Annotated in this window: 24 protein-coding genes; 23 read left to right on the forward strand and 1 reads right to left on the reverse strand. The window is 39.3% G+C overall.

The window, feature by feature from the left end:
* The first annotated feature begins 6 nt into the window (after positions 1–6).
* The 11 genes from K370_RS01520 to K370_RS01570 all read left to right on the forward strand — a co-directional run bounded on the left by K370_RS01520 (position 7) and on the right by K370_RS01570 (position 12,202).
* Complete coding sequence (locus K370_RS01520; protein WP_235272649.1) at positions 7–969, forward strand: UDP-glucose 4-epimerase family protein; 963 nt, start codon at positions 7–9, stop codon at positions 967–969.
* Entirely contained in the window at positions 956–1,942 is a 987-nt protein-coding gene (locus K370_RS01525) for an MraY family glycosyltransferase (protein ID WP_235272650.1), read from the forward strand. Before K370_RS01520 ends, K370_RS01525 begins: the two co-directional genes overlap by 14 nt.
* 52 nt (positions 1,943–1,994) lie before the next feature.
* Entirely contained in the window at positions 1,995–3,890 is a 1,896-nt protein-coding gene (locus tag K370_RS01530) for a polysaccharide biosynthesis protein (RefSeq protein ID WP_047538760.1), read from the forward strand.
* Between the two features lie 23 nt (positions 3,891–3,913).
* Positions 3,914–4,783, forward strand: coding sequence for a UTP--glucose-1-phosphate uridylyltransferase GalU (gene galU, locus K370_RS01535; protein ID WP_047537385.1), 870 nt, complete (start codon positions 3,914–3,916; stop codon positions 4,781–4,783).
* 9 nt (positions 4,784–4,792) lie between these two features.
* Entirely contained in the window at positions 4,793–5,326 is a 534-nt protein-coding gene (locus tag K370_RS01540; protein ID WP_047537386.1) for a hypoxanthine-guanine phosphoribosyltransferase, read from the forward strand.
* Positions 5,327–5,507: 181 nt separating this feature from the next.
* A complete protein-coding gene (gene epsA, locus K370_RS01545; RefSeq protein WP_235272651.1) occupies positions 5,508–6,326 on the forward strand; it encodes an XrtB/PEP-CTERM-associated transcriptional regulator EpsA in 819 nt (272 codons plus the stop codon).
* A 15-nt stretch (positions 6,327–6,341) separates the two neighbouring features.
* The gene (locus K370_RS01550) at positions 6,342–7,787 is read left to right on the forward strand and encodes an undecaprenyl-phosphate glucose phosphotransferase (RefSeq protein WP_047537389.1); all 1,446 of its coding nucleotides are present in this window, start codon (positions 6,342–6,344) and stop codon (positions 7,785–7,787) included.
* 229 nt (positions 7,788–8,016) lie between these two features.
* The gene (locus tag K370_RS01555) at positions 8,017–8,577 is read left to right on the forward strand and encodes a polysaccharide biosynthesis/export family protein (protein ID WP_047537392.1); all 561 of its coding nucleotides are present in this window, start codon (positions 8,017–8,019) and stop codon (positions 8,575–8,577) included.
* A gap of 69 nt (positions 8,578–8,646) precedes the next feature.
* A complete protein-coding gene (locus K370_RS01560; protein ID WP_235272652.1) occupies positions 8,647–9,759 on the forward strand; it encodes a hypothetical protein in 1,113 nt (370 codons plus the stop codon).
* Between the two features lie 14 nt (positions 9,760–9,773).
* Positions 9,774–11,354 carry a GumC family protein gene (locus tag K370_RS01565; RefSeq protein WP_047537395.1) on the forward strand — a complete coding sequence of 527 codons (1,581 nt, stop codon included), beginning with the start codon at positions 9,774–9,776 and terminating at the stop codon, positions 11,352–11,354.
* Positions 11,355–11,362: 8 nt separating this feature from the next.
* Positions 11,363–12,202 carry a CpsD/CapB family tyrosine-protein kinase gene (locus K370_RS01570; protein WP_047537398.1) on the forward strand — a complete coding sequence of 280 codons (840 nt, stop codon included), beginning with the start codon at positions 11,363–11,365 and terminating at the stop codon, positions 12,200–12,202.
* A gap of 36 nt (positions 12,203–12,238) precedes the next feature.
* Here the strand turns inward: K370_RS01570 and K370_RS01575 are convergent, their stop codons facing one another.
* A complete protein-coding gene (locus tag K370_RS01575) occupies positions 12,239–13,717 on the reverse strand; it encodes an O-antigen ligase family protein (protein WP_160255832.1) in 1,479 nt (492 codons plus the stop codon).
* A 165-nt stretch (positions 13,718–13,882) separates the two neighbouring features.
* On the opposite strand from K370_RS01575, the gene K370_RS01580 reads away from it, so the two are divergent.
* The 12 genes from K370_RS01580 to K370_RS01635 all read left to right on the forward strand — a co-directional run bounded on the left by K370_RS01580 (position 13,883) and on the right by K370_RS01635 (position 25,920).
* Complete coding sequence (locus K370_RS01580; protein ID WP_268747048.1) at positions 13,883–15,211, forward strand: oligosaccharide flippase family protein; 1,329 nt, start codon at positions 13,883–13,885, stop codon at positions 15,209–15,211.
* Positions 15,212–15,367: 156 nt separating this feature from the next.
* Positions 15,368–16,450 (forward strand): glycosyltransferase family 4 protein, encoded by a 1,083-nt coding sequence (locus K370_RS01585; RefSeq protein WP_047537405.1) that lies wholly within the window; start codon positions 15,368–15,370, stop codon positions 16,448–16,450.
* A gap of 58 nt (positions 16,451–16,508) precedes the next feature.
* On the forward strand, positions 16,509–17,576 hold the full coding sequence (locus K370_RS01590; RefSeq protein ID WP_047537408.1) for a glycosyltransferase: 1,068 nt from the start codon (positions 16,509–16,511) through the stop codon (positions 17,574–17,576).
* 41 nt (positions 17,577–17,617) lie between these two features.
* Positions 17,618–18,598 carry a glycosyltransferase gene (locus K370_RS01595; RefSeq protein ID WP_047537412.1) on the forward strand — a complete coding sequence of 327 codons (981 nt, stop codon included), beginning with the start codon at positions 17,618–17,620 and terminating at the stop codon, positions 18,596–18,598.
* Positions 18,585–19,085: a serine O-acetyltransferase gene (locus K370_RS01600; RefSeq protein WP_047537415.1), complete on the forward strand. Its 501-nt coding sequence runs from the start codon at positions 18,585–18,587 to the stop codon at positions 19,083–19,085. The genes K370_RS01595 and K370_RS01600 overlap by 14 nt, the downstream gene beginning before the upstream one ends.
* A 10-nt stretch (positions 19,086–19,095) precedes the next feature.
* Entirely contained in the window at positions 19,096–20,226 is a 1,131-nt protein-coding gene (locus tag K370_RS01605; protein WP_052185130.1) for a glycosyltransferase family 4 protein, read from the forward strand.
* Between the two features lie 18 nt (positions 20,227–20,244).
* Complete coding sequence (locus K370_RS01610; RefSeq protein ID WP_047537418.1) at positions 20,245–21,156, forward strand: NAD-dependent epimerase/dehydratase family protein; 912 nt, start codon at positions 20,245–20,247, stop codon at positions 21,154–21,156.
* Positions 21,157–21,164: 8 nt separating this feature from the next.
* Complete coding sequence (locus tag K370_RS01615) at positions 21,165–22,361, forward strand: glycosyltransferase family 4 protein (protein WP_047537422.1); 1,197 nt, start codon at positions 21,165–21,167, stop codon at positions 22,359–22,361.
* A gap of 12 nt (positions 22,362–22,373) precedes the next feature.
* Positions 22,374–23,558 (forward strand): glycosyltransferase family 2 protein, encoded by a 1,185-nt coding sequence (locus K370_RS01620; RefSeq protein WP_047537425.1) that lies wholly within the window; start codon positions 22,374–22,376, stop codon positions 23,556–23,558.
* An 86-nt stretch (positions 23,559–23,644) separates the two neighbouring features.
* On the forward strand, positions 23,645–24,589 hold the full coding sequence (locus tag K370_RS01625; protein WP_047537428.1) for a glycosyltransferase family 2 protein: 945 nt from the start codon (positions 23,645–23,647) through the stop codon (positions 24,587–24,589).
* An 18-nt stretch (positions 24,590–24,607) separates the two neighbouring features.
* Positions 24,608–25,117: a serine O-acetyltransferase gene (locus tag K370_RS01630; protein ID WP_047537431.1), complete on the forward strand. Its 510-nt coding sequence runs from the start codon at positions 24,608–24,610 to the stop codon at positions 25,115–25,117.
* A complete protein-coding gene (locus tag K370_RS01635) occupies positions 25,114–25,920 on the forward strand; it encodes a WecB/TagA/CpsF family glycosyltransferase (RefSeq protein ID WP_235272654.1) in 807 nt (268 codons plus the stop codon). The genes K370_RS01630 and K370_RS01635 overlap by 4 nt, the downstream gene beginning before the upstream one ends.
* The last annotated feature ends 63 nt before the right edge of the window (positions 25,921–25,983 follow it).

The raw sequence follows: 25,983 nt of genomic DNA on the forward strand, positions 1-25,983 counted from the left end.
CAGTGTTTGTTAAAAGTATTAGTCACAGGTGCAAATGGGTTTGTTGGTCAAGTATTGATAAGTGCGCTTGAAAATCGCAATATTAAGTATAGTGGTGCAGTTCGCTATGCAAATAAAAACTCCAAAAATGGCTTTATTGAAGTGGGTGATATTGACGGTAAAACTGACTGGAGTCGCGCATTAGAAGATGTGGATGTTGTGATTCACCTTGCTGCTAGAGTGCACGTCATGAATGAGCCGTCCGACGATCCATTGGCAGCATTTACCAATGTAAATGTTGATGGTTTACGAAATCTTGCCCTGCAAGCTGCTAAGGCGAATGTTAAGCGCTTTGTTTTTGTGAGTTCAGTAAAAGTGAATGGTGAGTTTACTAATAAGCAGCCATTTACTGAAAATGATGTACCGAATCCTCAAGACCCATACGCGATTTCTAAATGGGAAGCTGAAAAGGCATTGCGAAAAATTGAAAAAGAAACTGGTATGGAAGTGGTGATTTTACGTCCACCTTTAGTTTATGGGGCAGGCGTTAAAGCCAATTTTGCATCATTGCTCAAATTGGTTAATAAAAAATTGCCTTTACCATTGGCAAGTATTAACGCTAAACGTAGCTTAATTTATGTGGATAATTTAGTTGATGCAATTATTGTCTGTGCCTCACATCCCAAAGCAGCTGGGCAGACGTATTTAGTGAGTGATGGTGAAGACGCTTCAATGCCACAGTTAATCAATAAAATTGCAAATGCGTTAAATAAACCAAGTTATCTTTTGCCTTTTCCAGTTTCAATCATGCGGTTATTGGCAAAGCTAACCTGTAAGTCTGCTAGTGTTGATAGATTAACCCAGTCTTTAATGATTGATAGTTCAAAAATTCACCAAGAGCTTGATTGGAGGCCACCTTTTACTATGGAGCAAGGATTAAAAGTGACGGCTGATTGGTATAGAAAATCATTAGAAAATGAACGTGTTTAATATGCAGTATTTGTTCTTGTCATTTTTTATTAGCTTACTCGCAGTTGTATTAATTTTAAAAACACGCATTGCCAATATTGCATTGGATGAACCCAATCAACGTTCATTGCATACTAAGCTAACACCTCGCATTGGCGGACTGGCAATTATTGCGGGAACGGTAGCTTCGTGGGTGGCCATTTCGATTAGTTGGCATTGGGTATTGTTTCCTTTCGGTTTAATGCTGATTTCATTAATCGATGATATTTATCATGTATCCATTAAATGGCGTTTGCTGATACAGCTTCTAGTCAGCGCTATTTTTGTTTTCGTGATGCTGCCGCAGCAAACTTGGTGGTTGATGGTCTTGCTGACACTCCTCATCACATGGATGACTAATTTGTATAACTTTATGGATGGTTCTGATGGTTTGGCTGGAGGAATGGGTTTGTTTGGCTTTGCTAGCTATGCAGTTGCTGCTTTTGTGATGGGCGATGTGCCTTTAGCCATGATGAATGGTGCAATTGCTGCAGCCTGTTTTGCATTTTTGCTTTTTAATTTTCACCCAGCAAAAATATTCATGGGGGATTCAGGTTCAATCCCGCTGGGGTTTCTTTCCGGATCAATCGGGGTATATGGCTATTTTAATGCTTTGTGGCCAGCATGGTTTCCAGTATTAGTATTTTCCCCTTTTATAATTGATGCAACGGTTACTCTAATTAAGCGCCAAATTGCTGGTGCAAAAATTTGGCAGGCGCATCGCAGTCACTACTATCAGCGTTTGGTACAGATGGGCTGGGGACATAGGAAAACTGCAATAGCGGAATATAGTTTAATGCTATGTGTTGCCGCTACAGCCGTTATGTTACTTAAACAGTCCGTGATTTTCACTTTGCAAGCGCTATTTTTTTGGGCTATTGCTTATTTAGTCATCATGCGATGGATCGATAGGCGGTGCTTGCAAGTTCAGAATGCGCCTACAGCTATAAAGTAAATAATTAGGTAAAATGTACTTTTACCAAACTAAAATACGAAAAAATAAAAGCATGGTTAAAAAATTATTTAATTGGCGAATTACGGCAGCATTTATCCACGATTTATTCGCGGCGTGTTTGGCTTGGGTGCTTGCTTATCTGCTTCGGTTTAATTTCCATATTCCGTCTGAATTCATACTGTCACTCACACAAGTCATGCTGTGGGCAGTGCCGCTTCAAGTGGTTTTTTTTATACAGTTTGGACTGTATAAAGGCGTGTGGCGTTTTGCTAGCTTGCCTGATTTACAACGTGTTTTAAAAGCGATTTTGGTTGCTTCGTTATTTGTAGTGACTTTGGTATTTATGTTTAAGCCGAATAATTTTGTGCCAAGGTCTGTGCTGATTCTTAATCCCTTATTATTGATTTTAATGATAGGTGGCAGTCGTTTTGTTTATCGAGCGTGGAAAGATTATGCACTGTATGGCCACACCTACATGCGTGGTGAGCCAGTGTTGCTACTTGGAGCGGGCGAAGCGGCAATTGCTTTAGTAAAGGATTTGGCTAGAAGCACTGAATGGCGTGTTGTTGGATTGCTTGATGATAATCGCACAATGCAAGGTCGCCAGTTGCATGGTGTTAAAGTGTTGGGTGGGCTTAATCGATTAGCGCATTATGCTAGCTCTTTACAAGCAAAACATGCCATTGTTGTCATGCCATCTGCATCGCATCAAGTAAGAAAGCATGCGGTTGAGCTGGCTAATGAAGCGGGTTTGATGGTTCTAACCGTGCCTGCTTTTGATGATTTAATGAGCGGGAAAGTGAATATTTCACAAATTCGTAAAGTTGATGTGGAAGACTTGCTTGGACGCGATGCAGTTAAACTCGACAATACGGGCTTACAGCATTTAATTGAAAATAATACCGTGATGGTGAGCGGTGCGGGCGGATCGATTGGTTCTGAGCTGTGCCGGCAAATTATTAAATACAAGCCAAGTACATTGGTTTGTTTGGATATTTCAGAATATGCATTGTATAAAATTGAGCAGGAATTTAACCGACAAGGATTAGCGATTAATTTGGTCTATATGACAGGCGATGTTAAAAATGCCTATCGTATGACAGAGTTGGTTAGGCAGTATCAGCCTACAGTTGTATTTCATGCGGCAGCATACAAGCATGTGCCGTTAATGGAAAATGGCAATGTTTGGGAGGCACTGGCCAACAATGTCGTTGGAACTTATACATTAGCCAAGGCCTGTATTGATTGTAATGTAGAGAAATTTGTTTTAATTTCAACCGATAAAGCTATTAATCCAACGAATGTGATGGGGGCAAGCAAGCGCTTGGGTGAGATGGTCTGCCAAGGTTTGCAGGAAAGTGAATTGGACAAGACTAAAAGCACGCGATTTGTGATTGTACGTTTTGGCAATGTTCTGGGTAGCAGTGGTAGTGTCATTCCAAAATTCAGAGAACAGATTGCTAAAGGTGGCCCCATTACTATTACGCATCCTGAGATTACACGCTATTTTATGTCTATTCCTGAAGCGGCACAGTTGGTGATGCAAGCAGGTTTAATGGGTAACGGCGGTGAGATTTTTGTATTGGATATGGGCGAACCCGTTAAAATTGCTGCATTAGCCGCTGATATGATTCGACTTTCTGGTTTGCAAGAGGACGATATTAAAATCGAATATGTTGGCTTGCGTCCTGGCGAGAAGCTATATGAAGAGTTGCTAGCTGATGATGAACATACCATTACGACTCCACACGAGAAATTACGCATTGCTCTGGCTAGACCAGTTGATAAAGCTTGGGTAAAGAAACTTCTGAAATGGATAGAGCATTCTCAGGGCATGAATGAAGAGCTGATTAAGAGTGAGTTAAAATTTTGGGCGGAGGAATATAGTCCACAGCTGCAAAGCGTTACACATGCTGAAATAACAACTGAACAAATTACATTGCATTGAGAGATGAGAGATTGAAAATTAATATGAATAAGATTACAAAAGCAGTTTTTCCGGTGGCCGGCTTGGGCACACGTTTTTTACCCGCGACTAAAGCCAGTCCTAAAGAAATGTTGCCAGTTGTTGATAAGCCGCTGATTCAATATGCTGCCGAAGAAGCAATAGCGGCGGGAGCTACGGAACTTATTTTTATTACTGGACGGAATAAACGTTCCATTGAAGATCATTTTGATAATGCCAGTGAGTTGGAAGCATCATTGGCGGCCAGTGGTAAAAAAGCCATGCTAGAGGCGCTTAAGGCGATTTTGCCATCGCATGTTTCTTGTATCTTTATTCGTCAACCTAAGGCACTTGGGCTTGGGCATGCGGTATTGTGTGCCAAGCCAGTCGTCGGCGACAATCCGTTTAGTGTTATTTTGGCGGATGACTTAATCGACGCAGCACCTGGAGCTACCGCTCAAATGGCGGCAGTTTATGCCAGTAAAAAAGCTTCAATATTAGGTGTGGAAGATGTATTGCCATCAGAAACTGCTAGTTACGGCATTGTGGATGCATACAGTGTGGCTGAAAATTTACTGCAATTAAAGAGCATTGTTGAAAAACCAAAGCCGGCAGATGCACCTTCAAATTTGGCAGTGGTCGGACGATACATTTTAACACCTCAAATTTTTGATTGCTTAGAGAAGGTTAAGCCTGGCAAAGGCGGTGAAATCCAGTTGACGGATGGCATTTCAGATCTTATGCAATTGGAACCAATTTATGCTTATCGCTTTGCGGGCAAGCGGTTTGACTGTGGCAGTAAATTGGGTTTTATGAAGGCTAACGTTGAATTGGCACTTAAGCATCCGGAAATTGCAAAAGAATTTGCGCAATACTTAAAATCGATTAAGCAGTAGACCTTGCTTATGACCACGGTCGACCCACGACTCTATATTCAAAAAGCTGAGGTTCTATATAACGAGCAGGTTGTTGATCAGGCGATTTCGACACTGGCTAAGCAGCTTAATATAGATTATGCCGATGAGTCGCCAGTCGTGCTATGTGTAATGGGTGGCGGCGTTTTCTTTACGGGGCAATTGCTGCCGCAGCTACATTTTTCACTGGAGTTCGATTATGTACATGCCACTCGCTATCACGGTACAGAAGGAAGTGCTGTTGAATGGTTAGTGAGGCCTAAGGAAAAGATTAATGGCAGAAAAGTTCTCATATTGGATGATATTTTGGACGCAGGTATTACCTTAAAAACAATCGCTGATGAGTGTAGACTGTTAGGTGCGACAGAAATTAAAGTGGCCGTTTTAGTTGAAAAGAAGCTAGAAGTGCTTAAGCCTATTCATGCTGATTATGTTGGATTAATTGTGCCAAATCGATATGTATTTGGTTGTGGCATGGATGTATATGGATGGTGGCGGAACTTGCCTGCCATTTACGCTTTATAATGGATCGACACTTATTAAAAATTATTAATTATAAAAGATGCCAGTAATTTGGCGTACAGTGTCGAATAGATGACATCACTGATGATGTTTTATCACAAAGTATGAGATTTTTTACCGAGAAAATTTCATAACATACTGATTTAAATAAACAATAAAATGAATATGAAGGTTGGTATTAAAAATGCAACTGCATCCTCATCTAACCGATATGAATCGTGAGAGGCAGGCAGTAATGGACAACAATACGACAAGCCAAAATTGGGAACAGGTTTTTAAAGTGATTCAGAAATCATTTTCTGTTCAAAAGCATGTTGATTTTTTTAATTGGCTACAAGGCAGTGTCAATGAAGTACTTCCGCATGACATCTTAGTAGCAGCTTGGGGCGATTTCGCTACTGGTGATCTTAACTTTGATGTGTCATCCAATATTGATGATATTCGTACACAAAAGCTAATAGACGCGCCTGGCGTATTCGCTTATCTCATGTCAAATTTACATCAACGCTGGTTAGATAATGGCGAAAGATGGTTCCGTATTAATTTCTTTGATGCCGCAGGTATCAATGCGCAATCACCGACACCTTTTACACGTAAATTGGTCGGCATGAACTCACTATTGGTTTATGGTGTGCGTGATACGCGCGGCAAAAATGATTGTATTTATGTGTTTTTTGACGAAGCGCGTGAATTTCAAGTGCAACATTCTGTTTTGGGCCTATTAATGCCACATGTGGATTCTGCATTGCGTCGTGTTGAGTATATGGAAACACCCGTGGCGGAAGAGGAGTTGATTGAAGAGCTGAATCTAGGCGGCTTAAGTGAGCGTGAACATGAGATTTTACATTGGGTGAAAACGGGTAAAACCAATTTTGAGATCGGCATGATTTTAACGATTAGTCCCAACACCGTTAAAAATCACTTGAAACGTATTTTTCAAAAACTAGATGTATCGTGCAGAGCGCAGGCTGTTGCTAAATATACACCGCAAAGATTAACCTAGGTTCTATTCCGTTTTATGGTAATTCGATCTAAATCAAGGTCTGTGCTACAGCGTAGACGTAGCCTCATTAATATATTACAGCCATTGTTGGATGGTGTTGCTATATTAGGGGTAGCTTGGTTTTTTATTCAGACCAATATCGGGTTTCTAACGCAAGATTACGTTATCTTATTGCTGGTTTTGCTTGGCTTAGTATCTGTCATGTACGATCGCTTTGCTATTTACCGCACCAGTTCAAGTTTTGCAGCCAAGCTGTTTAGCCTGTTTAATGCATGGTCAATCAGTTTTTTGGCCTTATTTGTGTTGGGCTTTCTCACCAAACAAAGCCATGCCTATTCACGTGTTTTCATCACAGAATTATTCGTCGTAGGTTTTGTCGTTCAAAGTCTCATTCATTTTGTCGTTAGAACCGTTAATCGTCGTATTAACAAGCATTCACATGTGACGGATAACGTAATTATTGTCGGCCAAGGCCAATTGGCAAATTATTTAGAGCATAAAATCACTTCAAACCCATGGTTGAATGAACGTGTGATTGGTAATGTGTCGATTGAGGAAGAGGTAAAACGTAAGCGTAAAGCCCAGAAGTCTGAATTAAACGATTACCCAACAAGCCGTACAATTCACTTAGGTAAAGTTGCTGAATTGCCTGATTTGATTGATGCGCATGACATTAATACTATTTATATTGTCACGCCTTTGGAATCTTCCCGGGTTCTAGAAGAGCTTTATTTCGTTTTGCTGGATAAGCATGTTTCTATTCATTGGATTCCCGATATTTTTTCACTAAGGCTGATTAACCACAGCGTGAGAGAAATTGCAGGTATTCCTGTATTAACACTTTCTGAAACACCCTTAACAGGTTTAAGTAAACTTGGTAAGGCGATTGAAGATAAAGTGCTTTCGTTTTTAATTTTATTGCTAATCACGCCAGTGTTAATCGCTGTGGCAATTGCGGTTAAATTGGATAGTCCTGGACCTATCTTTTTTAGGCAAAAAAGAACTGGTTGGAACGGTAAGACTTTTAGTATTTGGAAGTTCCGCAGTATGCGAGTGGACCAGCCGACCGGCGATAATCAGCCTCTTAAACAGGCTGAAAAAAATGATCCACGTATTACTAAAGTAGGGGCTTTTATACGCAGGACCAGTTTGGATGAATTACCTCAAGTATTTAATGTGCTAAAAGGCGATATGTCACTGGTTGGACCAAGGCCGCACGCGGTGCAGCATGACGAAGTATACTCTCAACGCATCAGTGATTATTATGCGCGTCACAACATTAAGCCTGGCATTACAGGTCTAGCTCAAGTAAGGGGTTACAGAGGCGAGACAAAAGAGCTGGACCAAATGACCAAACGTATTGAGTCGGATATTGAATATATTAATAATTGGTCAATATGGTTGGATTTATCCATTTTAATGCGCACGGTAAACGCATTCACTGGTAAGGGCGCATATTAATAACTTTTGCCAGACACCCAGTTGGGCTATTGAGTAATTATCTCGAAAATATAAGATTCAGCATTCAATATTATCGGATTTGACTATATTTTTTGTACTAAATGAGACATTTAGCAAAAATATGCTATAAATCACTTTAATTATCTGCTTTTTTGCAGAAAAGGGCGACAAGCCTTTTTCTTTATATTATTGTTTCACATAATATTATCTGTTTTACTGGGAGTAGCACATGAACATCAAGCATTATTTTTCAGTTTTCTTAGCTGGGCTTTTATATACGAATATCGCGTTTAGTGTGGAACTACCGGAGTCCTACACTCTGCGCGAAGGTGATTTATTAGATGTTTCAGTTTGGGGTGAGGAAAGCCTTAAAAAAGAAGTAAGAGTATTGCCGGACGGCAGCATCACATTTCCACTAGCTGGTCGTGTGGATGTTTCCAATATTACGACAACAGAGGCTGAAAAGCGCATTACTGAGAAATTGAAAACTTACTTACCAGATCCACAAGTAACTGTCGTGATATCCAATATCGAAGGTAATCGTGTCTATGTTATAGGCAAGGTGCTTAAACCAGGTGCAATTTTACTGGTTAGTCCATTGACTGTCTTGCAGGCACTTAGTCAAGCAGGTGGGTTAGATAAGTTTGCTGATAGAGATGATTTAAAAGTCTTACGCACTACCAATGGTGTTCAAAATACAATCTCTGTTGATTATGATGAGTTGATTGAAGGAAAGAACTTAGACTCAAATATTCTATTGAAAACAGGCGATACTATTTTAGTTCCTTAATATTAAGCTTAATTAAATTGCTCAAAGTAACTCACTTTAAAGCATTGAATCGTTTCAAGAATATATAAATTGGTAAATTATTTAAATACTAGGGAATTCAATATCAAGCTTTTAGTCATTGGTATAATGTTATTCTCAATGCCTGTAAAAGCGCTGGTGGTGCTTCAGCAGGCTTCTCTGCCTATTGATACTCAATATGATACCAATCCAAGATTGACTGCAAAAAAACAATCTATTTGGCGCTACAGCGTAACACCTACTTATTCTATAGCCGCTGTAGAGGATCAAGATAGATGGTACACGAATGCGAGTTTACGTGTACAACGCACATCCGATAAGAATCTGATTGCTGATCGTGAAGATCCTAATGTGGATATAGGATGGCAGCGAGAGCTTGAGAGAGGAAATTTTTCGTTACTTGCCCATTATGATAAAAGAAGCTCGCTTTTAACAGAGTTTGAACGTACAGGGCTAGTCGATGTTGATGGTAGCGCTATAAATAAGTCGATTTCTGCGAATTGGTCACGGCTGCTCACGGAGAGAATGAACTTATCAGTTTCGACTCAGTACCTTAAAACAACTTACGATGGCTCTGGGTTCTTTGATTCAACGACAAAAAATTTAAGTTCAACGCTTTCGTATGATTGGAGCGAAACCATAAGCCCCTTCGTACAATTCAGTTATACAGATTTTAAACCGGAGGGCGCGGGTGCTCTTAGCAATAAATCCAAAAACCTTTTATTGGGTTCAAAATTTTTGATTAATCCAAATTGGACTTTTTCACCCAGTGCTGGTGTTAATAAGGTATCAACATTTGGTTCAGGTTGGGTTTCAAATAATAATTTAAGCTATATAGGTGAAAAAAGTAATTTTGAGGGATCACTATCCCGATCTGTATCACCTAGTGGCTTGGGAAGCTTCCAAAAAACGGATTCATTGAATTTAAGTTATACCTACGCACTTTCAGATATCAGCAAGTGGGGGGCATCTTACGGTGTTGTTAAAAGCAAGTCGTTACTTGATTTTGAGTCTACCCGTTTTTCAACTTGGTACTCATACGACCTAACAGCGTTATGGCAAATGCGCTTATTGCTTGAAACAAGAAATCAAAAGAATGTTAACTTAGAGGCTGATGGCGAAATTATAGGCCTGACGTTTACTTACAATACACCAGAGTTTTAAGAAATCTAATATTTATGGCGAATGAATACGAATTAACTTTAAGCGACTATCTGTCGATTTTTAAACGAAGATGGCTACAAATGTTAGTGGCTTTCTTGTTGATTTTGTCGGTTGCCGTTGCAACAGCGGTATTTTTACCTCCCACTTATCAATCTACCGGCACGATTTTAATTGAGTCGCAACAAATTCCTGATGATGTGGTTAAAGCGACTGTAACCAGTTATGCCGATGAGCGTATTGAAGTCATCAAGCAAAGAGTGATGACGCGAGACAATCTGTATCGAATTATTCAAAAATATAATCTATACCCTAAAAAAATTGACTCAGCGACCATATCAACGTTGATAGATGATATGCGGAAAAGTATATCGGTTATTTTGTTAAATGCCGATGTCGAGCGCAGTGGTGGAGGTAGGGCAACAATTGCTTTCAAAGTCGGTTTTGAATACGAAAGACCTGAAGTTGCACACAAAGTGGCTAACGAAATAGTGACCCTGTTTTTGGACGAAAATGTAAAGGCTAGAACTGAACGTGCAACTGAAACTACTGAGTTTTTAACGCAAGAAGTAGAAAATTTAAGAAAAGAGTTAGAAGGTGTAGAAAATAAAGTTGCAGCCTTCAAACAAGAACATTCAAACTCTTTACCGGAACATATGGAAATGCATATGTCTTTGTTGCAACGTTCGGAATCAGATATTAAAGAGGTTGACCGTGACTATAAATCCACACAAGAGGAGTTAAGATATTTGGATGTTGAGCTCGCATCTGCTAAAGCCAACGTAAAAACCAATGCTAGCGGTGAAGTGATTGGTACCACCTCTGAATTAGAAAAAGCAAAAGCCGAGCTTGAGCGTTCATTAGGCTTGTATAAAGAAACACACCCGACCGTTCGCGCGTTAAAAAGGAAAATTGAGGCTTTAGAAAATCCCACAGAAACAAAGGTGGATGCAAAACCTGCTAGAGGCGATATTGCGACCGAACTGGTTATAGCAAAAGTGCAGGCGCAAATTGAAGCGGCTAAAGCAAGATTAAACTCGTTAGCACAGCAAAGAAGATCGCTTGAAGCGAGGGTTGATCAACTTCAAAATCAGGTGAGCCAAAGCCCGCAAGTTGAAAGAGGCCTTTTCACTTTGATGCGCGATTATGAGAATGCTAAATCTAAATATGAAGAAGTTAAATCCAAGCAAATTAATGCAAAAATTGCAGAAAATTTAGAGCAAGAAAATAAAGCAGAGCGCTTTTCAATGCTGGAACCGCCATTTTTCCCTGATAAGCCGATGAAGCCGAATAGAAAGAAAATAATCGCTTTAGGGTTGTTCGCGGGTTTAGCGGGTGCATTGGCATTGGCAGCTTTGCTTGAAGCATTGGATAGAAGGGTGCGAGGAGTGGAGTCTTTAACTTCACTTATAAACATGAGACCTTTAGTGATCATCCCTTATATTTCAACAAATGCTGAATTAAAGCGTAGAAAAAACTTTAATAAATATATGTTGATATCGATATTGGCGCTTATAGGCATATCATTATTAGTTATTCATTTTGTTGTTATGCCACTTGACCTGTTAACGGTCAAATTGATGGCTAGATTCGCGTAGAGATTGTTATGGAAAAAATTAAAGATGCTCTTGCAAAAGCAAAAATTGAAAATGTTGGCAACAAAATCAATACTAGGCCTGCGCAGCAAGAAACTGTTACACAGCAAACGGTAAAAGGCTTCCCAAACACCGAAAATGAATTGGGCCAGATTACCTATTTAAATACGCCGATTATCAAGCTGGATAATGCGCATTTAGAAAAAAATAGAATCGTTGCACACACCAAAAGTGATCTGAATAGTTATAGCTTCGACTCTTTAAGAACTCAAATTTTGCAAAAAATGGAAGAGAATAACTGGCGTACAATTGCTGTAGTTTCACCTACGCCTCAATCCGGTAAAACATTGATTTCGATTAATTTGGCCATTAGTATTGCGCATCAGCCACAGAAAACTGCGATTCTGGTAGATCTCGATTTACGTAGGCCGAAGGTAGCGACTTACTTGGGCATTCATACAGAAAAATCCATGAATGACTATTTGCAAGACAAAGCGCCGCTTAAAGATATTATGATTAATCCTGGTATTGATCGCTTGGTTATTGTTCCAACGATGAAACCAGTTTCAAAATCAGCTGAAATATTGTCTTCCAAAAAAATTACTGGCCTGATTACAGAGTTAAGAGCGCGTTACGAATCAAGAATTGTTATTTTTGATTGCCCACCTGTATTGAACTCCGATGATGCGATGGTACTTTTGCCACAGGTAGACTGCATCTTGTTGGTGATTGCCAATGGTATGTCTACGCAATCTGAAATTGAAGAGACATTGCATCATTTGCCAAAAGCTAACCTGCTGGGCGTTGTTTTAAATAAAGCTGAAGTAGAATCAAAAGCTTATTATTATTAACAATAAGCTTTTACAGCTAATTTAATTGATTTCTTCTTATAGTTCCCCTTCGGGTATCCTTGTGTAGGCTACCCCAATACCCAGTATAGACCAATAAATAATCGCCACAGTTGCAATAGAGCTTACAGTGGCGATTGTAACCATCATTGATACAATAATAGCGAGTAGACTTCTCCCTAAAAGATGCTGTTGTTGCCTATAGTCTTTAATACGTTTTAGTTTTTTTCTGACCCCCAGAATGACGGCTAAGAAAACGCCAACAAATAAACTAAGCCCTACTATACCAGTGTCAAGGGCAACGCTTAGGTAGGTATTGACCACATCGACAATGCCTTCTCCTTGTATCATCGCTTGCATTTCCGGTGTTTCCAAATAATTAGATGAGCCAAAAAATAGATTATTTTTAATCACAATCAATGCATTTTCAAAAAGCTGTTCCCTATATTCAATATTGCCTTTCTCTGTTTGCCCAACAAATGGAATTAGCTCCATTACTTTTCCGCCACCTGGCAGCATTGCCAAAATAGGCAAAGAAAAAATACCAACAATGAAAAGAGTGCCTAGTTTTTTAATGGGGCTCGGTCCCAATGCAAGATAAGTAACAAACATAGCCAATGCACCAACCCAAGGACCGCGCGAAAGAGGTACAAACAAGCCTAGGCCTAAGAGAATAGCGCCTATTTTTTTAATGGATTTGTTTTGTATTGTGCTGCTTAAGTATAAATAGAAGCCAATAGCAATCGTCATAAAGTATCCTAATATAATAGGGTGGCCTAAAGAGGCAATAGCACGTAGACCTCCTGAGCGACCTAGGTAGTTTCCGATGGAGTCACCAGTACCTAGAGCCACTCCTAATTGGTTGTACAGTAGCCACTGTTTTCCACTTTCGAATATCGCAATAAATGCAAGTACAACCGCGGAAGTTACAAATGCGTAAAGTACCGTCCTCATATTACTTAAATCTTTAATAGCACGACTTGCCACAAAGTATGGTAAAAATATGTCGGTAAAGCTGTAAAACAACAGTCTGAGTGCGTCTGTGAGAGTGGTGTCTCTTAAGCCTAATCCAAAAATCAATAAAATATAGAGGAGTAAAAATTTATCAGCCCATATTTTGGTAAATTTAAAATTGTTTTTTTGCGAAATCGCTAACGCAGCCGGTAATAAAACTATTAATGTAATAAATCTTGGGTGATTAAGTGCAAACAGATAGTTCACTAAACCAAATCCGGGAACCTGTATCTCCAAAGGTGGAATAACAAATAATAGGATAAAAAACAGAGCCATTTTATTTTGATCCTTAGTCGTGCTAAGGAAAATAAAAATGCCACTTAGAATCAGGTAAATCCAAAAATTATGGGCAACAAACGCTGCAATAACCACAGCAAGCCAAAGGTTTCTCCAGCGGCTAATTTCTGCAGGCATTATTCCCTTGGGTGCTAACTTCTTTGCAATGGCAAATCCTATTAACGCCATTAATATAATAACAATCAGTGCTCTAATATGTTCTTGCATAGGTAAGGTGGGATTGAGTGAAAAGTAGATATAATAAGTGCCTAGAGAATACCATATGTGTATTGTAGATACACCTAGGATGAGCTCAGATTGCTTAAACGTCACTAATTTGTCATTTCTAAAGGATTCGTTATTTCTCAATCGGTAAATCTTAAAAGTCGAATCATTCATGCTGGTGCATGGACATTCGGAGGGCATTTTTTAAGCCAAGGTATACGGTTGGTTAGTAACTTGGTCATGACTCGCCTTTTGGTGCCAGAAATGTTTGGTTTAATGGCGATAGTGAATGTATTGCTGATGGGCTTGGTTTTGCTGACCGATTTAGGTTTGAGACAAAATATCATTCAGAGTAAACGCGCTGATGAAGATATATTTTTAAATACGGTTTGGACTTTTCAAGTACTGAGGGGCTTATTTATATGGGTAATTTCGGTTTTAGTCTCAATTGGTATTTATTTTGCACAGACTTTTCATTTGGTCGCTGCAAGTACAGTTTATGCAGAACCATTGTTGCCGATCATTATTCCTGTTGCCACTCTCGCGGTTGTTATCAGTGCTTTTGAGCCAACATGGACATCACTAGCCAGTAGAAATTTAAATCAAGCCAAGCTGGTTAAAATTGAGCTAATTAGCCAAGTGCTGGGCATACTGCTAATGGTTTTAATTGCTTTTTATAATAAATCTATTTGGGCTTTAGTTGCCGGCGCTTTGACAACTAGCTTGGTACATGCCGTTATCGTTAATTTTCTTGTGGTTGAAAAGCGAAATCATTTTCACATTGATAAAGAAGCGTTAAGTGAAATTTTCCATTTTGGTAAATGGGTGTTTTTGTCGTCTATTGTTGGCTTTTTAATTAACAATGGCGATAGGCTTTTATTAGGTGGTTTAATTTCTACTACCGAATTGGGTGTATTCAGTATTGCTGTGTTTATTGTTGGGGCAATTTCAATGGTTGTATCTAGGTTGCTGAGCAATGTGGCCTACCCAGCATTGAGTGAAACCGCCAGAAACAAACCAGAAGACTTAAATCGTGTTTACTATCGCTTCAGAATTCCTTTTGATGCGGTAGTTTTATTTTTAGCTGGGTTTTTCCTGCTAACTGGTCAAACTATCATCGATTTTTTATACGACTCACGCTATAGCGAAGCAGGCTGGATGTTGAGCCTGTTAGGGTTAAGTTTAGTGTCATTAAGATACAACTTAACAGATCAGTGTTTTTTAGCGTTAGGTAAACCTAAGTTAATGACTTATTTAATTGTAATTAGAACAACTTTCATGTTTGTTCTATTGCCAATCGCCTTTAGATATTATGGTTTGCATGGTGCTGTGTGGGTGATTGTCCTGAGTAATTTCTCCAGCTTTCCTCTGGCTATTTATTATAAAAAAATGCACCACCTTTGGGATGTTAAAAAAGAACTCATTACCTTGCCGATTATTTTTGCAGGACTATTGTGCGGGCTGATTTTTAACAAGCTAGTAAGTCTGCTATTTTGAGATTAAGCATTGCTTAACATAGCAATTGTCTGAATGGGCTATTGTTATTTGGCTTAACCTATTATAAATTTTGGCCTGTATGCTTCAATTGATTTTTCATGCATAAATAGCTTTATTTAAACTCTTAAAATAATTCAATACTAAAAATACGCATACATGAAGATCACATTTTTATCAGTTTCACTCAATATGGGTGGTGGCATAAAAGTTATGGCAATCTACGCCCAATATTTGATTAGCCAAGGTCATGAGGTCAACATCGTATCTACGCCGATACAAAGTAAACCGACATTGATCACTCGCCTTAAAAATCTATTGCGATTCAAATTCTTTTATCCCACCACGCAAAAATCACATTTTGATGGCTTGAATATTCATAACCACATAATTGACGCCTTTAGGCCGATCGTGGATTCTGATGTACCGGACGCTGATATTGTCATTGCTACATGGTGGGAAACAGCAGAATGGCTGGAAAAATTGTCCTTATCTAAAGGAAAGAAAGTATATTTTATTCAAGGGCATGAAATTTTTGATTTCATCCCAAAACAAAGAGCAATCGCAACCTATCAATCTAATGCACATAAAATTGTCGTATCAAAATGGCTTAAAGATATCCTAGAAAGTGAATATCAAAGTAAGTATTTAGAGTTGGTGCCTAATGCAATTGACCACAATGTTTTTTATCCTATCCAGCGTAAAAAAAGTTTAATTCCTACCATAGGTTTTCTTGCCAATAGTGGGCATGTTAAAGGATTGGATGTTGCCTTAAGTGTGGTGAGAGAATTAAAAAAAGACTATCCAGCACTTAAAGTTCTTACTTTTGGGTCGAGTAAATTAAAAAATATACCATTTGACGCATACGATATCGAGTTCCATTTATTACCAACTCAAGACGAAATCAGGGAAATCTACACGCGTTGTGATGTTTGGCTGGCGCCAAGCCGTTCAGAAGGTTTTAATCTAACCGCTATGGAAGCCATGGCATGTGGTACGCCGGTAGTTTCAACCAAAACGGGTTGGCCAGTTGAGGCTGTTGTGCCTTACAAAAACGGCATATTAACTGAAATAGATGATATTAATGCGTTGCTAGCTGGCGTTAAGTGGTTTTTAAGTCAACCCAATACAGCATGGTTAGAGTGTTCAAATCACGCAGTGGCGGCTACAGAAGGCTATTCGTGGGAGAAGTCAGCTGCGCAGTTTGAATCGGCATTATTAAAGCTTTGTAATTCTGATTAATTTATATCTTTGGGAATACCTCCCAATTTTTACTAAATAAGAGAGTGTTAAGGCAGCTATGATAAATAAACTTTTTCATAAAGTTAGAAGGAATTTAGATAAACGTAAATACGAAGTAGATTTTAAGTATTCAAAAAGCAAAAATAAAACTGCTGCGGAAAGAAATATTGTGTTCTGTGTGCCAAGCGTTTCATATCCAGTTGGAGGTATTATTGTTACGCATAATTATTCTGAATATATCGAGCTTAATAAATTGGGCAATTTTAACTCTTCAATATTGCATCCTTATAATCCAGCATTTAACCCCAAAATTTTTAATTCTAAGGTGACCTATAAAAGAAATAACTCATTTGATCCAAAGACTGACTTTGTCGTACTTCCAGAACTTTATGCTGCTAGGCATGCGCCAGTATTGGCAAAGATAGGTGTTCCTTATGCGATTAACGTACTTAATGGTTATTTGATGGACTTTGAAAGAGCTCAATTTAAGAGAAGTTACTCTCAGATAGATTTTGCGTATAAACATGCTTCAATTATTTGTGGCATCTCGGATGACACTATAGAGAATATAAATTTTGTATTTCCAGAGCATGAAAATAAAGTCATTAAATCTACTTACATAATTGATAAGGCGATTTTTAAAAGCTGGGATCAAAAGCCAAACATTATTTCTTATATGCCAAGAAAATTGGCAAAGCATACAGAGCTGATGTTGTTTATGATAAATAAAAAATTACCTAGTGGTTGGATATTAAAACCCATAGACGGTGTAAGTGAGGACGAGGTTTATAAAATATTAACTGACACCAAAATATTTTTATCTTTCAGTGAGCTTGAAGGACTTGCCATGCCCCCAGTGATGGCAGCTTTATCTGGAGCACACGTAATAGGGTATACAGGAGAGGGTAACAAAGAGTATTTTAATTTGTCATGCTTTACTGAAGTTAACTGTGGTGATATTAAGAAAATGATATCTGAAACCATGGAAATAGTTAAATTAATGGATGATAACGTGTACGAGAATGATTTAAATGCGATTAAGATTTTATCTGATAAATTTTCAAAGCATAATCAATTTAATTTTTTAAATGAATTTGTAGAACGAGTGGGCGCAAGTTTTGTTTAGCTTATATTCCATAGTCACTGGATTATATACAAAGGTGGGTTGTGAGTAGCATTCCCTCAAGTGTAGGCGTTGTCATCATCGGTCGTAATGAAGGACCACGTTTGGCGCGTTGTTTAGAGTCACTAGCCGATTTTATGCCACAGGTGGTTTATGTCGATTCTGCTTCAACGGATAACTCCTTAAGCGAAGCGAAAAGCCATGGTGCACATGTCATTTCGCTGGATATGTCGCAAGATTTTACTGCTGCTAGGGCTAGGAACACGGGACTTGACGCAATTGTTTCGCTTTTCCCTGAAATAGAATTTGTGCAATTTGTAGATGGTGATTGCATTGTGAATGATCATTGGGTACAAACAGCGGTTGATTTCTTGCGTGGCAATCCAACTGTTGCGGTAGTTTGTGGTAGAAGGCGAGAGATTTCCCCTCAACTTTCAATTTATAATCGTATGTGTGATCAAGAGTGGAATACACCTGTTGGGCAAGCAAAAGCCTGTGGTGGAGATGCTTTGATGCGTGTTGACGTGATTAAGTTGGTAGGTGGCTATAAAAATGATTTAATTGCTGGCGAAGAACCTGAGTTGTGCATACGAATAAGGCAAGCTGGTTATAGCATATGGCGGCTTGAGGCTGAAATGACTTTGCATGATGCGGCAATTACAAAGTTTAGCCAGTGGTGGAAGCGCACGATGCGTGGCGGATACGCTTATGCCGAAGGTGCATATTTGCATGGTGCTGCACCAGAGTATCACTGGGTTGCCGAATCAAAGCGTGCTTGGATTTGGGGAGGTGTTATACCGATCATAGCGTTGATTCTATTTTTTATAAGCTGGAAATTAAGTTTAATCGTGCTATTAACTTATCCTTTGCAAGTCATTAGATTAACTTTAAAGAATCATCATCGCGGAAATTGGCAAGCAGCCTTTTTTTTAGTTTTAGGTAAGTTTGCAGAGTTGGCAGGGCAATTAAAGTTTTTTAAAAAACAGTATTTCAATGAGAAAATAAATCTAATTGAATATAAGTAAACACATTTCAGATGTCGATCCAGACTGGAGTAGGGAATATAAATCTCTATTTTCATGGAATCCTTCTAGGTCTTTGCTCGCCAGTATTCGTAGCTATCAGAAGTATAAAAACTCACCATTATTTTTTTTCGTTAGGAAATTAGCGGTATTGAGGCACTGCTTTTGGAGCATAGTAACTGGGGCTGACATACCAATTAATAGCAAAATTGGCGGCGGTTTAATGATGCCGCATCCCAATGGTATTGTTATACATCCAAATGCAGTTATAGGACCTAATTGCCTTATTTTCCAGCAGGTTACAATCGGAACGATAGATGGTTCTACTGAGCCAGTTATTGAAGGGCATGTCGATATTGGCGCTGGTGCTAAAATTTTGGGCAGTGTTAGGGTTGGTGCCCATGCAAGAATTGGTGCGAATGCAGTCGTTTTAATTGATGTACCTGCTGGAAGAACTGCTGTCGGTATTCCGGCTAGGATTAAGAGTTGAGTAAAGTAAGATGAAAATCAAGGCATACTATCCAAATTATTTTCTTGACGCAGGTATTGCGGGTGCGGCCTATCATATTCTTAAGGGCATGCAGTCACCAAACAATCAAATCCAACTAATGGGAATTGCATCCATACCAGCCTTTAATGACGATTTTTATAAAAATGCGATTCCCCATTGGGCTAAATCGATTGTTTATAAAGCTTTACCTCCTAAAACTATATTAAATTTGGCTGAAACAATATTTCGCAGGACTTTAAAGCAGGGCGATATTGCATATTTATGGCCTAATATTTCGCTGGATACGTATAGGCGCTTAAAAGATCGAGGCTGTATTATTGTTCATGAATGCGTTAATACACATCAAATGAGTAGCAAGGTGATATTAGATAATGCGTACAAACAGCTTAACCTGCCAATCACGCACGATGTGACGCCTGAAGAAGTAGCGATAGAGTCAGCTAAATTGGAGTTGGTAGACTATGTTTACAGTTGCAGTCCGTTGGTGACGGAATCTATGTTGAATAATGGCATTCCCGAACAGAAAATATTGCAAACTTCTTATGGGTTAAGCGATAAAGCGATTGTGGAGGGAGCATATTCTAAGAAGCAAACTCAGTATAATCAGCCAGTTTTTATTTTTGTCGGCAGTATCAGTGTACGCAAAGGAGTGCATTTATTACTGGATTATTGGGTCAAAGCCAAACTAAATGCTAAGTTGCAATTGGTAGGCACTATTGAACCGGCTATTAAAACATTGGTTGAAAAATACATCGGTCAAGATAATATTGAACACATTCCTTATACCAATGATTTGGCCAGTGTTTATAAAAATGCAGATGTGTTTGTTTTACCTAGTTTAGAAGAAGGTAGCCCACTGGTTACTTATATGGCTTTTGGTGCTGGGTTACCGCTGCTAGTCAGCCCAATGGGCGGTGGCGGTGTCGTGACTAATGGCGTTGAGGGTATAGTTCTTGATCCATACGATGCAGATGCATGGGTTGAGCATTTACAAAGATTAACTGAAGATGTGCAATTGCGTGAGAAATTAGCAGTAAAATCAAAATTAAAAGCCCCTTATTATCTATGGGATGAAGTAGCTAAAAGACGACTTAACCTATTAACAGAAGCAACCAGTTAACCGAGACAGTTAATCAATATGAGAGTGTTAGTATTAGGTGGAAATGGGTTTTTAGGCTCGCATATTGTGGATGAGCTGCTATTACACAACCATGAAGTCAGTATTTTTGATCGTTTCGTGAACAAAGATTACAAGCCAGTCGAGAATGTTCATTATTATTGGGGTGATTTCTCGGACTCCATGCTAATGGCAGAGGCGTTAGAGACTGTTGATTTGGTCATACATTGCATCAGTACAACTGTACCTAGTACTTCGAATCGTAATCCAACTTTAGATATTCAGCAAAATTTAATCACGACAGTGAACTTGCTTGAGTCAATGACCAGTGCTGGAGTAAAAAGATTAATCTATCTGTCTTCCGGCGGGACTGTTTATGGGTCGCCCAAACAACTGCCTGTTAACGAAGAGCATCCTTTAAATCCAATCTGCTCGTATGGTGTAGTTAAAGTGGCTATCGAAAATTATATTGGTATGTTCAAGGCCTTGTATGGATTACAGCCGATTATTTTAAGGCCATCTAATCCTTATGGTGAGCGCCAGGGACATGCTGGTGTGCAGGGTGCATTAAGTACTTTTGTAAATAACACGTTATCCAATAAACCAATCACGATTTGGGGTGATGGTGAGATACGGCGCGGCTATATCTATGTTAAAGATATGGCGGTGTTGTGTAGATTAGCAGCGGATTCCACTGCTGAAGGAATTTATAATGTGTGTAGCGGTACAAGTCACTCCTTAAATGAGTTGTTAGCATTAACACAGTCAATAACAGGCATTAAACCCAATGTCACATATCAGCCTGCTAGAGCATTTGATGTCAAAAATATCGTGTTAGATATCAGCAAAGCAAAGCAAACTTTTAATTGGACTCCAAAATTTACGGTTGAAGAGGGCGTTACTGCATTTTATAAAAGTTTGACTAAAAATTAATTTCAATCATGCGCGTTACTTATATTATTAATCAGTATCCCAAAGTTAGTCATACCTTTATCCGTCGTGAGATTTTAGCGCTAGAGCGTTTAGGCATTGAAGTGCAGCGTATCGCAATGCGCGGTTGGGATGAAAAGCAAATTGATATAGATGACATCAATGAGCAAGTAAAAACCCAATATGTCTTAAAAGATGGCGCTTTTCTACTGCTATTTTCTGCTTTAAAAGTATGGTTAACCAAACCGTTTGCTTTTATCACAGCTTTAAAATTAGCCGTTAAAATGAGTTTTAAAGCAGACAGACCATTGATTTACCATCTGATTTATTTGCTTGAAGCTTGCCAAGCGCTTAGCTGGTCTCAACAATTTAAGTCAACGCATATTCATGCACATTTCGGCACTAATCCCAGCGAAGTTGCTATGTTGATGAGTGTGCTTGGCAATGTGCCTTATAGTTTTACGGTGCATGGGCCAGAAGAGTTTGATAGGCCGCAGTTTCTGAAAGTCTCTGAAAAAATCCATCGATCAAAATTTGTCGTCGCGATTTCGTCTTTCGGTAAAAGCCAGTTACAGCGCTGGGTAGATTTTTCACAGTGGCAAAAAATAAAAATTGTGCATTGCGGTCTGGAATCGAGTTTTTATCAAGTGGATAGCACTGCGTTACCTGTAAAACCAAAACTTGTCTGTGTAGGACGTTTATGTGAGCAAAAAGGACAGCTTTTATTAATAGAAGCTGCCAAGAAATTGGCAGATGCAAATGTAGATTTCGAGTTGGTATTAGCTGGTGATGGTGAAATGCGACAGCAAGTTGAAGTATTAATTTCGCAATATGCCTTGCAAGATCGCGTGACAATTACAGGCTGGATTAGCAGTGAGGCCGTTAGGCAGCATATTTTAAATTCGCAAGTGCTTGTATTGCCTAGTTTCGCTGAGGGTTTGCCAGTAGTTATTATGGAAGCCATGTCACTTAAACGCCCGGTCATTTCGACCTATATTGCTGGCATTCCTGAGCTCATCAAACATGGTGAAAATGGCTGGTTATGCGTTGCGGGCGATGTTGAGGATTTAAGCCAAACGATTCAGCACGCTTTATCGACACCTCTGGAAAAATTGCAGGAAATGGGCTCTGCGGCCTATGCCAGTGTTATCGCCAGACACAATGTCGATGTTGAAGCGGCAAAACTTGCAAGCCATTTTAGACAGTAGTTCAGTATAAAAATGATCATTTTACAATTGATATTGCTGGCGATAATTGCTGTTTTAGCGATACCCGTATTTGTTTTGTTGCTGCAGGTTTTAGCATCGTTATTTTGGCTGAAACGTAGCGATCTAATTGAATCTACAAATGGCAATTATTCAGTTGCCGTTATTATCCCAGCACACAATGAGTCCGTCGGAATTTTGGCTACAATACAGTCTGTGTTGCCGCAATTAAAAAATCAGGATCGTTTGATTGTGGTGGCAGATAACTGTACGGACGATACCGCGAAAGTAGCTGGCGACTTGGGCGCTACAGTTGTTGTGCGTGAAAACAAAACGTTACGCGGCAAAGGTTACGCGCTAGATTCTGGCTTGCAGTCACTTAAAAATAACCCACCACAAGTCGTGATTATTATTGATGCAGATTGTACGATTTCTGAGAGTGGTATCTCTGCATTGTCAGAGGCTTGCATGACCCATCAACGACCCGTACAGGCTCTGGATTTAATGATGTCGCCTGCAAATGCTAGTCTAAAAACCAAGATAGCTGAATTTGCATGGGTGGTTAAAAATCAAGTACGCCCACTTGGGTTTAAATCGTTAGGATTACCGTGCCAGTTAATGGGTACAGGCATGGCGTTTATATGGGATGACATTGCGCATGTGCATCTAGCGAGCGGCCATATCGCAGAAGACATGAAACTAGGTATTGATTTGTGTCGAGCAAAAAAGCCGCCGTTCTTTTTCCCGTATGCGTGTGTCAAAAGCTTTTTTCCTGTAACACAGGAAGCGGCAAGAAATCAGCGCGCACGTTGGGAGCATGGGCATTTAAGTGTGATATTAAGTGATGCGCCAGCTTTGTTTCTTGAGGCGATTAAAACCAGAAATCTGCAGATGTTGGGTATGGCTTTTGATTTAATCGTGCCACCATTGGCAGTGCTTACTTTGATGATTACTTTAATATTTGCGATTAGCATAGGCATCCATCAAATTGCGCCTATCAACACTGTGTTAATAGGCGCCAGCTTACTTCTACTGGCATTAACAAGTGCTATATTTATTTCTTGGACTTTTTTCGGTCGTCGAATTATTAGTTTTAAGCAGCTTTGTTACGCGCCAATCTACGCTTTTATTAAAATACCGTTATATATAAAGTTTTTTATCAATCGCCAAGTTGAATGGGTGCGCGCTAAGCGAGATTAAATTTATTCGCTGGGAATATTAATTGGCATACTAAGTGCTTATTATAATCTTTAGCAAAGTTAAGCATTAACTTAAGGTTCAATCGTTTGGTTATCTCAGTCATATTAATCAGTTACAACACAGCAAATATGAGCGTCGAAGCGCTCAATGCTTTATTTGCATCTCAGGGTGACTTTAAATTAGAAGTCTTTGTGGTGGATAACGCATCTAAAGATGACTCAGTTGCTGTGATTAAAAAAGCGTTTCCGCAGATTACTTTGATAGAAAATAAAGTGAATGTCGGTTTTGGGCGCGCCAATAATCAAGTGTTGGATTTAGCTACGGGTGAGTACATTCTTCTGCTCAATACCGATGCGTTTGTTCAAGCAGACACCTTAGCAAAAACTCTTCGATATATAGAGTCACAGCCCACTTGCGGCGTGTTGGGTGTTCGCTTGATAGGACGCGATGGTGAACAACAACCTTCTTGTCGTTATTTTCCGACGCCCTTTAATTTGTTTGCACATAAATTAGGATTAACTCGTTGGTTTCCAACACTGCAAATGGTAGACGACGCAGATTGGAATCCTGCAATTACCGAAAACTGTGACTGGGTTCCGGGTTGTTATTACTTGGTCCGCAAGCAAGTAATAGAGCAGGTTGGACTTTTTGACCCCAGGTATTTTTTATACAGTGAAGAAGTTGATCATTGTTTTGCGGTTAAGAAGGCTGGTTGGCAAGTGGTATATTTTGCCGATACTTCGGTGGTGCACATTGGTGGAGAAAGTGCCAAGTCTGACGGAAAAGTGACAACAGCTGGAAAGCAGTTAAGCGTGTTACAGGCGGAAAGCGAGTTACTTTATTTTAGAAAAAACCATGGAATATTGAGCTGTATTTTACATTTAGTGTTGGTTTTGTTGGCCGACTCCATCCAGTTTGTTAAAGACTTAGTTAAGTTAAAGTTAAGTAAAAATAGCCGTTTTTTCGCTAATAGTAAACTTACCTTTATCAGCGCATTTAAAACCCGAATGGGTAGTATCCCTGTTAGATAAAGGCGATACAATTCACACATGTTTAATCATATCAAACAAGATTTAAAAAACTATCGTGGCGATTGGGCAGCGCAAGGTTTTTGGGTAATGCTGGTCTATCGTTTTGGACGATGGCGTTACACTATTAACAATGTATTGGTACGTAAACTATATTCATTGATCTACAAATTTTTGTATAAATTAATCCAGATTATCACTGGTATAGAACTGCCTTGCGAGGTGGAAGTTGGTGAAAATTTTCTGATTGATCATTTTGGCGGCATAGTCATTAGCGGCTATGCAAAATTTGGCGATAACTGCAGGATCCGAAATGGCGTGGTAGTCGGACTTAAGAATGTGAATGAGCCATGTGCGCCGCAAATTGGTCACAATGTTGATATTGGTGCTGGAGCTAAATTACTTGGCAACATTAAGATTGGCAACAATGTAAGTATTGGTGCTAATTCAGTTGTATTGATTGATGTGCCGGATGATGCGATAGCAGTAGGTGTGCCTGCGGTTGTTAAAATGAAGAAGCCACATTTATGATGATTCAGTCACTTAAAAAACGTATTCGATTATTTGGAGCGGACATTGATCCGCTTAATATGCAGGAAACCGTCAATCTGGTTCATGCGTGGATTGCACAGCCGCAAAAACAATGCCGTTTTGTTGTTACACCCAATGTCGATCACATCGTCAAATTACAAACAGATAAGGGTTTGCAAAAAGCTTATACAGATGCGGCATTGATTGTGACAGATGGAAAGCCCGTAGTTTGGGCTGCTAGTTTATTGGGTGTAGATTTGCCAGGTACTGTGCCGGGCAGTGATTTGGTACCAGCACTTTTTGAACATGCCCAGAACAATCAGCAACCTTTAACAGTATTTTTGTTGGGTGCGATGCCGGGAGTGGCCGATCGTGCCAAAGATATTATTCATACTACTTGGCCAATGGTAAAAGTGGTCGGCACTTTAAGTCCCGATTTTGGTTTTGAAAAAAAACCAGATATATCAAAAGCCATCTGTGAAACAGTCAATGCCAGTGGAGCAGATTTGTTGGTGCTGGGTTTAGGTGCACCAAAGCAAGAGTTATGGATTACCCAATATGCATCTGAAATTTCTGTCAAAGTTGCCTTGTGTGTAGGCGCTACGATTGATTTCATAGCAGGTGAAAAAGCGCGCGCACCGCTCTGGATGCAGAGAATTGGCTTGGAGTGGTTGCATCGCATGCTTTCAGAACCAAAACGCCTAGCCAAACGATATATTGTGGACGCAATTATTTTTCCTAAATTGATTTTTAATGAATGGCTTTTGCGTCGGCAGTCATCTAAAAGTAATTTGATTGACTAGTGATTACACTATTAAAAAAATCTTAGCTTATGTTTCGATTTTACTTTTTGACTGTTTATTTTC

It is taken from the genome of Methylotenera versatilis 7, assembly GCF_000799165.1.
GTDB lineage: Bacteria > Pseudomonadota > Gammaproteobacteria > Burkholderiales > Methylophilaceae > Methylotenera_A > Methylotenera_A versatilis_A.